The sequence below is a fragment of the Limnohabitans sp. Rim8 genome, assembly GCF_945869175.1.
GTDB lineage: Bacteria > Pseudomonadota > Gammaproteobacteria > Burkholderiales > Burkholderiaceae_C > Limnohabitans_A.
Window position 1 is genome coordinate 22,250 of record NZ_CAMBNZ010000021.1, and the last position, 11,634, is coordinate 33,883.

Below are 11,634 nucleotides of genomic sequence, written 5' to 3' on the forward strand. Positions count from 1 at the left end.
ATGGTCTTGAACCGCGTCGCTGTGGTCGACTACGGCATGGGCAACCTGCGCAGCGTGGCGCAGGCGGTGATGCACGCTGCCTCCAGTGTGGACCATGCTGAAGTGTCGGTGACGTCTGACCCACAAGTCGTGCGCGATGCGCACCGCGTGGTCTTGCCAGGGCAGGGTGCCATGCCCGACTGCATGCGCGAGCTGCGCGAGTCGGGCTTGCTGGAGGCTGTGCTCGAAGCCGCCGCCAGCAAACCCCTGTTTGGTGTTTGCGTGGGCATGCAGATGCTGCTGGACCAAAGCGACGAGGGCGACACGCCCGGCTTGGGCTTGATCCCCGGTCGTGTGGTCAAGTTCGACTTGGCGGGACAAATCCAGCCCGACGGCACCCGCTACAAAGTGCCGCAGATGGGCTGGAACCAGGTTTGGCAGGACGCCCCCTTGCACCCCTTGTGGCAAGGCATCGACGACGGCAGCTGGTACTATTTTGTACACAGCTTCTATGCCCAAGTGGCCAAGCCGGCGCACAGCGCGGCCCAGACCGACTACGGTGGCCGATTTGCTTGTGCGATTGCCCGTGACAACATGTTTGCCACCCAGTTTCACCCTGAAAAAAGCGCGGCCCAAGGTTTGGCCTTGTTCCGCAATTTCCTCCACTGGCAGCCTTGAGAAGTTTTCACTGCCGTTTCTCACCCCCTCAGCCTTTTTAATTCGCCATGATTCTGATCCCCGCCATTGACCTCAAAGACGGCCACTGCGTTCGCCTTAAACAAGGCGATATGGACCAAGCCACGACCTTCGGCGAAGACCCTGCCGCCATGGCCCGAACCTGGCTTGAAAAAGGTGCACGCCGTCTGCATTTGGTGGATTTGAACGGTGCGTTCGCGGGCAAGCCGCAAAACTTTGGTGCCATCAAGTCCATCCTCAAGGCTGTGGGCGACGACATTCCGGTGCAGTTGGGCGGCGGCATCCGCGATCTGGACACGATCGAAAAATACATCGACAGCGGCCTGCGCTACGTCATCATCGGCACCGCTGCCGTCAAGAACCCCGGCTTTTTGAAAGACGCCTGCACCGCGTTTGGCGGCCACATCATCGTGGGCCTGGACGCCAAGGATGGCAAAGTGGCCACCGACGGTTGGAGCAAGCTCACCGGCCACGAAGTGGTGGACCTGGCCAAGAAGTTCGAAGACTGGGGTGTCGAGTCCATCATCTACACCGACATTGGCCGTGACGGCATGTTGAGCGGCATCAACATCGATGCCACCGTTAAGCTGGCGCAAGCCCTCACCATTCCCGTGATCGCTTCGGGTGGGCTGTCCAACATGGCCGACATCGAGCAGCTGTGCGCAGTCGAAGACGAAGGCGTCGAGGGCGTGATCTGTGGCCGTGCCGTCTACTCGGGCGACCTCGATTTCGCGTTGGCACAGCAACGCGCCGACGAACTCAACGGCTGAACCTCCAAAAAAGCCCCAAATGACCGGCCAGGCCACTTGTCGCGACACCGTGTTCGCAGGCCTGCCGGCTTGCGAGCTGGCCTTGCCAGCAGGTGACCGTTTGGTGGTGGCGCTGCATGGTGCGCAAGTGCTGAGTTGGGTCTCGGGCGGGCTAGAGCGCCTGTACCTCAGCCCCAACCGTGTGATGGACGGCCAGGCCGCCATCCGTGGCGGTGTGCCGGTCTGCTTTCCCCAGTTCAACCAGCGCGGCCCCCTGGCCGAGCGTCTGCCCAAACACGGCTTTGCCCGCAACGTGGCTTGGCGAGCCGATGCGCCTGTGCTGTTTGCCGAACGTGCTGAGTTGACACTGCGTCTCGCCGACAACGCCCAGACCCGCGCATGGTGGCCGCAAGCCTTCGAGCTGCAACTGCACATCGATTTGAGCCCTGGTGCGCTGCACATCACTTTGGGTGTGCACAACACCGACGAGCAAGCGCTGGCGTTTTCGGGGGCTTTGCACACCTACCTGGCCGTGGCCGATGTGGCGCAGGCCACGCTGCAAGGCTTGGGCGGTCAGCTCGAGTGGGATGCACTCACCAACACCCATGCGCAAGCGCCTGACACGCTGCGCTTTGCCGCCGAATTCGACCGCGTGTACGATGCGGCCCAACAGCCCCTGAAACTCAACCACTCCCTGCAGATCAGCCAAAGCCCCTGCTGGGCCCACACCGTGGTCTGGAACCCGGCCGAGGCCCTGTGCTCGCGACTGGCCGACATGCCCGAAGATGGCTGGCGACACATGCTGTGCGTTGAAGCCGCGCAGGTCTACACGCCCATCACCTTGCCTGCGGGCGAGCGCTGGGCGGGCTGGCAGCGCTTGCAAGTGCTCAATCCCTGATAACCTCAAAGAGAGTTTCCATGCTCGCCAAACGCATCATCCCTTGCCTCGACGTGACCGGTGGTCGCGTGGTCAAGGGCGTCAACTTTGTCGAACTGCGCGACGCCGGTGACCCGGTGGAAATCGCCGCCCGGTACAACGAGCAGGGCGCTGACGAACTCACTTTCCTTGACATCACCGCCACCAGCGATGGCCGCGATGTGATCCTGCACATCATCGAAGCCGTGGCCAGTCAAGTGTTCATCCCGCTCACCGTGGGCGGTGGTGTGCGCACGGTGGAAGACGTGCGCCGCTTGCTCAACGCAGGCGCTGACAAAACCAGTTTCAACTCGGCCGCCATTGCCAACCCGCAAGTCATCCGAGACGCGTCGGCCAAATACGGCGCGCAGTGCATCGTGGTGGCCATCGACGCCAAGCGCCGCAGCGCCGAAGACGAGCAACGCATCGGCACCCATGGTTTGCCGATGGGCCCGGGCTGGGATGTGTACAGCCACGGCGGCCGCAAAAACGTGGGCCTGGACGCGGTCGCTTGGGCCAGGCAAATGGCCGAGTACGGCGCAGGCGAAATCCTGCTGACCAGCATGGACCGCGACGGCACCAAAAGCGGCTTTGACCTGCCACTGACCCGCACCGTGAGCGACGCGGTGAGCGTGCCCGTGATTGCATCGGGCGGCGTGGGCAACCTCGACCACCTGGCCGACGGCGTGAGCATCGGCGGCGCGGATGCCGTGCTGGCTGCGAGCATCTTTCACTACGGTGAATACACCGTGCAGCAGGCCAAAGAGCGGATGAAAGAGCGGGGGATTCCTGTGCGCTTGTGACTCGCTGAGCAACCGCTCAAGCTAAAGCCAAGCATTTAGCGGGCAGCGCGTTCTACCCTCAGTTCCATAAACCCGGAGCGGATGATCTTCGTTCAATAATTCAAAAAGTTAGAAAGCATCTCTTGGGTGAAGCTGATGATCTTGAGTCTCATCATGTTTTGTATTTCTACGATTTCGACAACAATCTGTTCGAGTTGCTCACGGGTACCCTTCACGAGCGACTTGAAAGGTATGCGCGGTCATTTCAACAAACTGAACAGAGGATGACAACATGCTTCAACTGCGCCCAAGCTGTGAATGCTGCGACAAGGACCTTCCCCCCGATTCCACGGAAGCACGCATTTGCTCTTTCGAATGCACCTTCTGCGCGACATGCTCAGAGAGTGTGTTGGCCGGCAAGTGCCCCAACTGCGGGGGTGAGCTGTTGGCCCGTCCTCGTCGTCCTGCAGCCAAGTTGATCAAGTTCCCTGCATCCACCGAACGGGTCGTGAAGCAGCTTGGCTGCCAAGAGGCGGCTTGAACAAGACTTTATGTTCATCACCACAGAGCCTGCCAACCAGCCCGAAGTCCTTGCGCTGATTGAGCAGCTGGACGCGTACCAAAAGCCGCTCTATCCGGCAGAGAGTCACCATGGCATCGACGTGGTGGCCCTGTTGCAGCCCAATGTCATCTTTGCGGTCGTGCGCGATCCATCGGGCCATGCAGTGGCTTGTGGAGCCATCGTGATCGAACCTACTTATGGGGAGCTCAAGAGGATGTTCACGCTGCCAAGCCACCGGGGCCAAGGCATTGCCCACTCGCTGGTGCAATGGCTGGAAGCGCAGGCGCAGGCCCGTGGCTGCCATCTTTTCATGCTCGAAACCGGTTACCTTCAACCCGAAGCCATCGCTTTGTATGAGCGGCTTGGCTACAGCCGTCGAGGCCCGTTTGGCCCGTACACGGAAGACCCCAACAGTGTGTTCATGCACAAGTCAGTCGTTGACAGCTATGCGCCTTAGGCGTATATTTGAAGCATGCTGACCGTCGTCGAAAGCCCCATCTTTCAGAAGCTGTGGCCCAGATATTGGGACGAAGATGAACGAGCTGAATTCGCATCCTTCATTGCCCTGAACCCGCAAGCCGGCGCTGGATACATCTCACCCACCACACTCAAGGAGATTCGTCGTGCCCTCGAAATCTAAGAAGCTCAATTCATCCGAGATCGCTGCGTTTGAAGCGAAGCGAGACATTGGTGCGGAGATTTTTCAGTCACTCAAAGACATGAAGGCTGGCAAAGGCAAGGTTGTGGTCTCGTCGGCCACAGAAGCCAGAGAGGCCACTGGCCTGTCTCAATCTCAGTTCGCCAACTTGCTGGGAGTCTCCGTGCGCACGCTCCAAGGATGGGAGCAAGGACGAAAGCGGCCAAGCGGGGCAGCGCGCACGCTCCTTGCAGTAGCTCGAACAAACCCGAAGGCGGTTCTGGCAGTTTCTGCGCGGTGAGGCCGAACCCCTCGCTCAAGCTGAGTGTCAAATGCATGTTTATCGTTTGAAAGGCGATCAATTGCACATGGCGCAATGGAGGCTAGATGACTGAGTTTCTGTGGCTTTCTCCTGAAGGTCTCGCGTACACATTAAGATCACCCCCCTATGAATTGGCTCGATCACATCAAATGGGACGACAAAGGCCTGGTGCCTGTTATCGCCCAAGAAAAAGACACTGGCGACGTGCTGATGTTCGCCTGGATGAACCGCGAGGCTTTGCAAAAAACGGCTGAGCTCAAGCGGGCGGTGTATTTCAGCCGTTCGCGCAACAAGCTGTGGTTCAAGGGTGAGGAGTCGGGCCATGTGCAGACAGTGCACGACATCCGGCTCGACTGCGACAATGACGTGGTGCTGCTCAAAATCACCCAGCTGGGGCATGAGCCGGGCATTGCGTGCCATACGGGCCGCCACAGTTGTTTTTTCCAAAGTCTGCAACCCGACGGCTGGCAGGCTGTGGACCCGGTCCTCAAAGACCCTGAAACCATTTACAAGTGAGCGCCCCAAAGCCTATGACCAACCAGGACATTCTTGACCGCCTTGCCGCGGTGGTCGAAAGCCGCAAAATAGCCAATGGCGGCGACCCCGAGAAAAGTTATGTGGCCCGCCTGCTGCACAAAGGGCCTGATGCCTTTTTGAAAAAAATCGGCGAAGAAGCCACCGAAACCGTGATGGCCGCCAAAGACGTGGACCATGGCGGGGACAAAGCCAAGCTGGTGGGCGAAGTGGCAGACTTGTGGTTCCACAGCATGATCGCACTGGCACACTATGGCCTGACGCCCGCTGATGTGGTCAACGAACTGGCCCGCCGAGAGGGCCTGAGTGGCCTCGAAGAAAAAGCCCTGCGCAAAGTGCAAGAGCGCGAACGATTGGGGGAATGAACCATGAATGACCAGGCCTTGGACGACAGCGCCCACACCATCAGCTGGGTCAGCTACATTCTGCACCTGATCGTGGCCGTGAGTGCGGTGATTCCCGGGGCGCAAATGGGTCCAGCCTTGCTGGTGGTGGCGCTCATCATCGATGCGGTCAAAAAAGGCGATGCCGTGGGATGGGAGCGCACGCATTTCAGCTATCGAATCCGCACGGTGATCTGGGCGGCCTTGCTGTACCTGGTGACTGCGCCGTTTTGGTTTTTCTTTGTCTTTCCGGGCTGGCTGGCCTGGGTGGCCACTTCCATCTGGTTTTTGTACCGCATTGTGTTGGGCATGGTGCGCCTGAATGCACAGCGACCTGTCACCGACTGACCCCTTTTTTTCATCCAAGTTAGCCATGAACGACGCCAACTGTATTTTTTGCAAAATCATCGCGGGCCAGATTCCCTCTCGCAAGGTCTATGAAGACGAGCAGGTGTTCGCCTTCCACGACATCGCGCCGTGGGCCCCCATCCATTTTTTGATCATCCCCAAGCTGCACATCCCTTCGATGGCGCAGCTGGCCCCCGAGCACGCTGCTTTGATGGGGCACATGATGACGCTTGCCCCCAAGCTGGCTTTGCAAGAGGGCTGCAACCCTTATCCGGATGGCGGCTTCCGCATTGTGGTCAACAGTGGGTCAGAGGGCGGTCAAGAGGTGCACCACTTGCACATGCACGTCATGGGCGGCCCTCGGCCATGGTTGCGCGGATGAAACTCGCGATTGTCATCAAATCCTTGTTTAATCAAGGCAGTTTTTCTGAGAGGGCTACAGCCCTTAGAATTCAACAACTAGTTTAGGAGATTTTCATGGGTACTTTTTCCATTTGGCACTGGCTGATCGTGCTGCTGATCGTGGTCATGGTGTTCGGCACCAAAAAGCTCAGGAATTTGGGCTCTGACATGGGTGGCGCTGTCAAAGGCTTCAAAGACGGCATGAAGGAAGGCGGCGTCAAGCCTGAGGATGAAACGGCGCCTGTGGCCGCCCAGGTCACAGCTTCAACCACGGCTCCAGCTGAAAAGACCACCATCGACGTTGAAGCCAAGACCAAGTCTTGATGGTTGAACTACTGAGCGCTGCACTGTGCTGGACTTAAGTTTTTCGAAAATGGCCCTCATCGGGGTGGTGGCGTTGATCGTTATCGGTCCTGAGAAGTTGCCCAAAGTGGCCCGCACGCTCGGCGCTTTGCTGGGCAAAGCGCAGCGTTATGTTTCCGACGTCAAGGCCGAGGTCAACCGGTCCATGGACTTGGAAGAGCTAAAAAAAATGAAAGAAACCATGGAGACGGCGGCCCGCGATGTCGAGCAAACCGTTCAAACCACGGCTTCTGATTTTGAAAAAGATTGGGCTGAGACCACGGCGGGACTGAGCAACGATTTGCCTGCGATCGAGCCACCGCCGCCTTACTACGTTCGCCCAGACAAAAACTGGCGTCTTAAGCGGGGTGCCATGCCTCAGTGGTACAAAGCCCGCTCAGGTGTGCGCACGAAAGCACTGTCGGGCGCTGCTCGCGTGGCCCGTTACCGTCCCAAGCTCCTCAATTCACTGTGACGCGAACGCACCTCAGGTGCGTAAAGTCCTACCGACCCTGCCATGTCTGACACCCCTTCGCAGCCCGACGACGAACTCAAAGGTTCAGAACAACCTTTTGTGGCGCACCTGATCGAGTTGCGCGACCGCTTGATGTGGGCCGTAGCCGCCGTGGCCGTGGCCGCTGCGGTTCTGGCCATCTTTCCGGGCCCGGGTAATTTGTACGATATTTTGGCGGCGCCTTTGGTAGTGCATTTGCCCAAAGGTGCCACCTTGATCGCCACGTCGGTGATCTCGCCGTTCATGGTGCCGCTCAAGATTTTGCTGATGAGCGCCTTCCTCATCGCATTGCCGGTGGTCTTGTACCAAGTTTGGGGCTTCATTGCCCCTGGCCTTTACAGCCATGAGAAAAAGTTGGTCATGCCTTTGGTGGTGTCCAGCACCTTGTTGTTTTTCATTGGGGTGGCGTTTTGCTATTTCTTTGTGTTTGGCCAAGTGTTCAGCTTCATTCAGAGCTTTGCACCTAAAAGCATCACCGCAGCGCCTGACATCGAGGCTTATTTGAGCTTTGTGTTGTCCATGTTCCTGGCCTTTGGACTGGCCTTTGAAGTGCCTGTGGCCGTGGTGGTTTTGGCCCGCATGGGCGTGGTCACCGTGCAAAAGCTCAAAGATTTTCGGGGCTATTTTGTAGTGCTGGCTTTTGTGATCGCCGCTGTGGTCACGCCGCCCGATGTGGTGTCGCAACTGGCGCTGGCCATTCCCATGTGCCTGCTCTATGAATTGGGCATCTGGGCTGCGCAAATTTTCATCAAACACACACAGGCGCCTGAAGAATCCGACACGCCGGCCTGACCCGTTGTTGTGTAGGGAAACTCAGGAGCTGGGTCCTGGCGTGAATTATCGGCGCTGTTTGCTGGCTGCAGGGCGCTCAGCGGGTGTCAAGCGGAGGTTGACTTCGCCTTGGCGACGCCAAATGTTCACCTCAGCGGGTGCGCCAGGCTTCAAACTGGCCACCTGTGTCAACAATTCGGCCACATTGCGCACCGGTTGCCCCGCCACCTTGACGATCACATCGCCTGGGCGAATCCCCGCACTGGCCGCAGGGCCGTTTTTCAGCACGCCAGTGATGACCACGCCCGTTGGCATGCCCTGGCCTGCTGCGGGCAACTGGAAGGTTTGTGCCAGCTCCGCTGACAGGTCTTGAGGCTCCACCCCAATCCAGCCCCGAATCACTTTGCCCTTTTGCAGCAAGTCTTGCATGACCTGTTGCGCCGTAGAGATCGGAATGGCAAAACCAATGCCCATGTTGCCGCCCGAGCGGGAGTAGATGGCCGTGTTGATGCCCATCAAATGTCCGTTCACGTCGATCAGCGCCCCCCCTGAGTTCCCCGGATTGATGGCTGCATCGGTCTGGATGAAGTTTTCAAACGTGTTGATACCCAACTGACTTCGCCCCAGGGCGCTCACGATGCCCGAGGTCACGGTTTGGCCCACGCCGAAAGGGTTGCCAATCGCCAACACAACGTCGCCTACCTGCAAATTTTGGATTTGCCCCAAAACAATCACGGGCAGTTTGTCGAGCGTGATTTTCAACAAGGCCAAGTCGGTTTCAGGGTCGGTGCCGATGACTTTGGCTGTGGCTTTGCGCCCATCGGCCAGCACCACTTCGATGTCGTCCGCGTCTTCGATGACGTGGTTGTTGGTCAAGATGTGCCCTTCCGGGCTCACAATGACGCCGCTGCCCAAACCTGCCGGATTTTGTTCCTCTTGGTCGCCATGGAAGAATCGGAACCAGGGGTCTTGGCTTTGGGGACGCCGGTTCTTGGATTGGCTGGTGTTGATGCTGACCACTGCAGGTGATGCTTGGCGAGCCGGTGCACTCAGACTGCCTGCCGGTCGATTCAGGGCCGAACCCACGGGCGCTTGCAGCAAAGTCATACCGTCGGCCGAGCGCTTGGCACTTCGCAGCCATTCGGGCTGCAAAGTGGCCACCACAAACCAGATGGCCAGCAAGACGGTGACCCATTGAGAAAATAAAAGCCAATATCGTTTCATGTCTTGGATTGTGCTTGATTCGGGTCCGTCCGTGATGGAACGGCCTGCGCCACAATAGGGATTCAAGACAGAAAGCCACTGCCAATGACCCACGCCAAAATTTTGGGCCAAGCCTTTGATGCTTTGCTCGAGCCAGAAAAGTTCCGCGATTACGGCCCCAACGGCTTGCAGGTCGAAGGCGACCGAGACATCCAATTGTTGGTCAGCGGCGTGACCGCCAGCCGGGCCTTGATCGAAGCGTCCATTGCAGCACAAGCGGATGCCATTGTGGTGCACCATGGCCTGTTTTGGCGCGGCCAGGATGGGCGCGTCACAGGCTGGATGCGCGAGCGGCTGCGCTTGTTGCTGACCCATGGCATCCACCTGTTTGCTTACCATCTGCCTTTGGACGCCCATCCTGAATGGGGCAACAACGCCCAACTGGCGCGCGTGCTGGGTCTGCAAGCCGACGGTCGTTTTGGTGAGCAAAATCTGGGTTTTGTGGGGTCCTGCGCGCAAACCTGGTCTGGCCCGCAGGCGCTGGCAGACCATGTCGCTAGGCAGCTGGGCCGGGCCGTGACCTGTGTGGGTGGCGGTGATCGACCTGTGCGGCGCGTGGCGTGGTGCACGGGTGGCGCGCAGGGTTATTTTGAGGCGGCGATTGCCCAAGGTGTTGATGCGTTCATCACAGGAGAAATATCCGAGCCCCAAGCGCATTTAGCCCAAGAAACCGGAGTGGCATTTTTGGCTTGTGGTCACCATGCCACCGAGCGTTACGGCGCCCCGGCTTTGGCTGCGCATGTGGCGCAAAATCTGGGCCTTGAGCACCGTTTCATCGAGATCGACAACCCGGCCTGAACCTCTTTTGAAACCCCTGTGAATGACTTCCAACGCTGCATTGCCCATCCCCCTCATGTCCCGTTCCATCGCCATCACGCCGGGCGATCCTTGCGGTATCGGGCCTGAAATCGTGGCCCGCGCTTGGTGCCAAGCCCCCGAGCTCACACAAGGCTGTTTTGTCGCTGGCGATGTAGGTCTGATGCGACGGGCGATGGTGCTGTTGCACTCTGTGCCTGTTTACCCCGTGTGTGAAATTGAGACCCCTGCAGACGCTTTGCAAGTGCCGCCGCGATGCTTGCCTGTGCTCCAGGTCGTGCCTGTTGCCCCTGTTCTGCCTTGGGGGCAAGTCGATGCGCTTGCTGGGCAATTGGCGGGAGAGGCCGTGTTGTGGGCCACCCGTGCTGCTTTGCGTGGCGATGTGGCGGCAGTGGTCACTGCGCCCTTGCACAAAGAGGCTTTGCATGCCGCAGGCACGCCCTACAACCAATACCCTGGCCACACTGAATTGCTGCAAGCCGAGTCGGCGAGGTACATGGGCGTACCCACTGAGCAAATGCCTGTGCGCATGATGCTGGCCAATGACGAGTTGCGCACCGTGCTGGTGAGCATCCATGTGTCTTTGCGTCAAGCGCTAGAGGCCATCACACTGGAGCGCGTTTTGCAAACCCTGCGCATCACCGACGCTGCCTTGAGGCCATTGCTTGGGCGCAGACCACGCATGGCCTTGGCAGGAGTGAACCCGCATGCGGGAGAGGGTGGCATGTTTGGCCGCGAAGAAATCGACATCTTGCAGCCCTGTGTGGCCTTGGCTTTGCAAGAAGGTTTGGATGTACATGGCCCTTATGCCCCTGACACGGTGTTCATGCGTGCGCGACAACAAGCCGATGGCCGCCGAGAGTTTGATGTGGTGATCGCCATGTACCACGACCAAGGGCTGATCCCGGTCAAATACCTGGGCGTGGAGCAAGGGGTCAATGTGACGCTGGGGCTGCCGTTGATCCGAACCAGTCCTGACCATGGCACTGCCATGGACATTGCGGGTCAAGGCGTGGCCAATGCCAGCAGCCTGATCCAGGCCATTCGCATGGCCCGTCAAATGGTCAGTGGCACCCATTGACCTGGCCATGCCTTAGCCCTTCATTTTGGCCAGCCAAAGCTCAGTAATAGTTGGAAAAATCCAAGCCACCAAAAGCACGGCTGACCAAGGGCATCACCAAGTCGCCCACCACCGAGTCGACGATCTTGCCGAAAGCGCCGCCAATGATCACACCCACAGCCAGGTCGATGACATGGCCTTTTACTGCAAAAGATTTGAATTCCTCCAAAAAAGACATATCAGGCACTCCAAAATAAAAATAACATGGGCGATTCTGAATCAACACAGCCCAGTCAAGGGTCTTGTCAGTTATTTGTCTGCTTCTCTCCGTTAGAATCCCGGGTTGACCCTGATAACGACTCGCTAGAGGATTCCCATGAGTGACACCCCAGTCGACAGCAGCAAACGGACCTGGCTGATTGCCTCCGGTTGCGCAGGTGCCGTAGGCGCTGGCTTTGTGGCCACCCCCTTCGTCAGCAGCTTCCAACCCTCCGAACGAGCCAAGGCGGCTGGCGCGGCAGTAGAAGTGGATATTTCCGCTTTGAACCCGGGCGAAAA

General features: G+C 58.6%; 18 protein-coding genes and 2 pseudogenes. 18 read left to right on the top strand and 2 right to left on the bottom strand.

Translation table 11 applies throughout. The features are described from left to right. From hisH to tatC, 15 genes and pseudogenes are all read left to right on the top strand, one after another. The gene (gene hisH / locus Q0O19_RS05185) at positions 1 to 657 is read left to right on the top strand and encodes an imidazole glycerol phosphate synthase subunit HisH (RefSeq protein ID WP_295520676.1); all 657 of its coding nucleotides are present in this window, start codon (positions 1 to 3) and stop codon (positions 655 to 657) included. A gap of 47 nt (positions 658 to 704) precedes the next feature. Beyond that, positions 705 to 1,445 (top strand): 1-(5-phosphoribosyl)-5-[(5-phosphoribosylamino)methylideneamino]imidazole-4-carboxamide isomerase, encoded by a 741-nt coding sequence (gene hisA, locus Q0O19_RS05190; RefSeq protein WP_108332550.1) that lies wholly within the window; start codon positions 705 to 707, stop codon positions 1,443 to 1,445. 19 nt (positions 1,446 to 1,464) lie between these two features. After that, positions 1,465 to 2,322 (top strand): D-hexose-6-phosphate mutarotase, encoded by an 858-nt coding sequence (locus Q0O19_RS05195; RefSeq protein WP_295520679.1) that lies wholly within the window; start codon positions 1,465 to 1,467, stop codon positions 2,320 to 2,322. A gap of 20 nt (positions 2,323 to 2,342) precedes the next feature. After that, the gene (gene hisF, locus Q0O19_RS05200; protein ID WP_295520680.1) at positions 2,343 to 3,143 is read left to right on the top strand and encodes an imidazole glycerol phosphate synthase subunit HisF; all 801 of its coding nucleotides are present in this window, start codon (positions 2,343 to 2,345) and stop codon (positions 3,141 to 3,143) included. Positions 3,144 to 3,301: 158 nt separating this feature from the next. Further along, positions 3,302 to 3,382, top strand: a pseudogene (locus Q0O19_RS05205) (FosX/FosE/FosI family fosfomycin resistance thiol transferase); the annotation flags it as partial. Positions 3,383 to 3,414: 32 nt separating this feature from the next. Continuing rightward, positions 3,415 to 3,663 (top strand): DUF1272 domain-containing protein, encoded by a 249-nt coding sequence (locus Q0O19_RS05210; protein WP_295520682.1) that lies wholly within the window; start codon positions 3,415 to 3,417, stop codon positions 3,661 to 3,663. Between the two features lie 10 nt (positions 3,664 to 3,673). Then, positions 3,674 to 4,141: a GNAT family N-acetyltransferase gene (locus Q0O19_RS05215; protein ID WP_295520684.1), complete on the top strand. Its 468-nt coding sequence runs from the start codon at positions 3,674 to 3,676 to the stop codon at positions 4,139 to 4,141. A gap of 166 nt (positions 4,142 to 4,307) precedes the next feature. Further along, positions 4,308 to 4,622, top strand: a complete 315-nt coding sequence (locus Q0O19_RS05220; protein WP_295520685.1) for a helix-turn-helix domain-containing protein — start codon at positions 4,308 to 4,310, stop codon at positions 4,620 to 4,622. A 147-nt stretch (positions 4,623 to 4,769) separates the two neighbouring features. Further along, positions 4,770 to 5,159 (top strand): phosphoribosyl-AMP cyclohydrolase, encoded by a 390-nt coding sequence (hisI, locus tag Q0O19_RS05225; RefSeq protein ID WP_295520686.1) that lies wholly within the window; start codon positions 4,770 to 4,772, stop codon positions 5,157 to 5,159. A gap of 14 nt (positions 5,160 to 5,173) precedes the next feature. Continuing rightward, a complete protein-coding gene (locus tag Q0O19_RS05230) occupies positions 5,174 to 5,542 on the top strand; it encodes a phosphoribosyl-ATP diphosphatase (protein WP_295520687.1) in 369 nt (122 codons plus the stop codon). A gap of 3 nt (positions 5,543 to 5,545) precedes the next feature. Beyond that, complete coding sequence (locus Q0O19_RS05235; RefSeq protein WP_295520689.1) at positions 5,546 to 5,908, top strand: hypothetical protein; 363 nt, start codon at positions 5,546 to 5,548, stop codon at positions 5,906 to 5,908. Between the two features lie 25 nt (positions 5,909 to 5,933). After that, positions 5,934 to 6,290 carry a histidine triad nucleotide-binding protein gene (locus Q0O19_RS05240; RefSeq protein WP_295520691.1) on the top strand — a complete coding sequence of 119 codons (357 nt, stop codon included), beginning with the start codon at positions 5,934 to 5,936 and terminating at the stop codon, positions 6,288 to 6,290. A gap of 95 nt (positions 6,291 to 6,385) precedes the next feature. Further along, complete coding sequence (gene tatA / locus Q0O19_RS05245; protein WP_295520692.1) at positions 6,386 to 6,634, top strand: Sec-independent protein translocase subunit TatA; 249 nt, start codon at positions 6,386 to 6,388, stop codon at positions 6,632 to 6,634. 25 nt (positions 6,635 to 6,659) lie between these two features. Next, positions 6,660 to 7,127: a Sec-independent protein translocase protein TatB gene (tatB, locus tag Q0O19_RS05250; RefSeq protein ID WP_295520694.1), complete on the top strand. Its 468-nt coding sequence runs from the start codon at positions 6,660 to 6,662 to the stop codon at positions 7,125 to 7,127. Between the two features lie 42 nt (positions 7,128 to 7,169). Then, positions 7,170 to 7,958 (top strand): twin-arginine translocase subunit TatC, encoded by a 789-nt coding sequence (tatC, locus tag Q0O19_RS05255; RefSeq protein WP_295520696.1) that lies wholly within the window; start codon positions 7,170 to 7,172, stop codon positions 7,956 to 7,958. Between the two features lie 45 nt (positions 7,959 to 8,003). Here tatC and Q0O19_RS05260 read toward each other — a convergent pair whose 3' ends face one another. Then, positions 8,004 to 9,161 (bottom strand): trypsin-like peptidase domain-containing protein, encoded by a 1,158-nt coding sequence (locus tag Q0O19_RS05260; protein ID WP_295520697.1) that lies wholly within the window; start codon positions 9,159 to 9,161, stop codon positions 8,004 to 8,006. 84 nt (positions 9,162 to 9,245) lie between these two features. On the opposite strand from Q0O19_RS05260, the gene Q0O19_RS05265 reads away from it, so the two are divergent. After that, positions 9,246 to 9,998 (top strand): Nif3-like dinuclear metal center hexameric protein, encoded by a 753-nt coding sequence (locus Q0O19_RS05265; protein WP_295520699.1) that lies wholly within the window; start codon positions 9,246 to 9,248, stop codon positions 9,996 to 9,998. A 55-nt stretch (positions 9,999 to 10,053) separates the two neighbouring features. After that, complete coding sequence (gene pdxA / locus Q0O19_RS05270) at positions 10,054 to 11,097, top strand: 4-hydroxythreonine-4-phosphate dehydrogenase PdxA (protein WP_295520700.1); 1,044 nt, start codon at positions 10,054 to 10,056, stop codon at positions 11,095 to 11,097. A gap of 43 nt (positions 11,098 to 11,140) precedes the next feature. Here the strand turns inward: pdxA and Q0O19_RS05275 are convergent. After that, positions 11,141 to 11,314 (bottom strand): annotated as a pseudogene (locus Q0O19_RS05275) (MscL family protein); the annotation flags it as partial. Positions 11,315 to 11,452: 138 nt separating this feature from the next. Here Q0O19_RS05275 and Q0O19_RS05280 point away from each other — a divergent pair. Then, positions 11,453 to 11,634: ubiquinol-cytochrome c reductase iron-sulfur subunit N-terminal domain-containing protein (locus tag Q0O19_RS05280; protein WP_295520702.1), on the top strand; the 182-nt coding region annotated here is incomplete at its 3' end.